The organism is Mesorhizobium sp. M7D.F.Ca.US.004.03.1.1 (assembly GCF_003998635.1).
Taxonomy (GTDB): Bacteria; Pseudomonadota; Alphaproteobacteria; order Rhizobiales; family Rhizobiaceae; genus Mesorhizobium; species Mesorhizobium loti.
The window spans coordinates 1-528 of record NZ_RZQG01001719.1 but is presented as its reverse complement, the minus strand read 5'-3'; the positions used below and the strand labels follow the sequence as shown (position 1 = coordinate 528).

The 528-nt window shown below is 60.0% G+C and carries 1 protein-coding gene; it reads left to right on the top strand.

The genetic code is table 11. The annotated features are described in order from the left end of the window. The coding region (locus EN935_RS39690; protein ID WP_206534727.1) for a transposase at nt 1-409 on the top strand (409 nt) is incomplete at its 5' end. Between the last annotated feature and the right edge of the window lie 119 nt (nt 410-528).

Here is a 528-nt window from a genome sequence, read left to right as displayed (position 1 = left end):
CTACCTGTTCGGCGCAATTTGCCCGGCGCGCGGCATCGGCGCTGCTCTCGCGCTTCCCTTTGCCGACACCGAGGCCATGCAACTCCATATCGACGAGATCAGCCGGCACGTAGAAAAGGGCGCACATGCCGTGCTCGTCATGGATCGCGCCGGATGGCACACCACCGCAAACCTCAGGGTACCTGACAACATCACGCCGATCTTCCTGCCGTCGCGGGCGCCGGAGTTGAACCCGGTCGAGAACGTCTGGCAATACCTGCGCCAGAACTGGCTCTCCAACCGTGTCTTCGACAACTATGAGGCTATCATCAACGCCGCATGCGAGGCTTGGCACAAACTCCTCGCTGTCCCCGATGCCATCACTTCAATCGGAATGCGGGAGTGGGCCCATATCGGTCAAATCCCATGACTCTTGGTATAACGACATGAAGGAGACAAACGCTTGGACCTTGGATTGAATGGTAAGACCTGCCTTGTCTTGGGCGGTGGCGGTGGCCTCGGCGGGGCCATCAGCCAAACCTTGGCGCG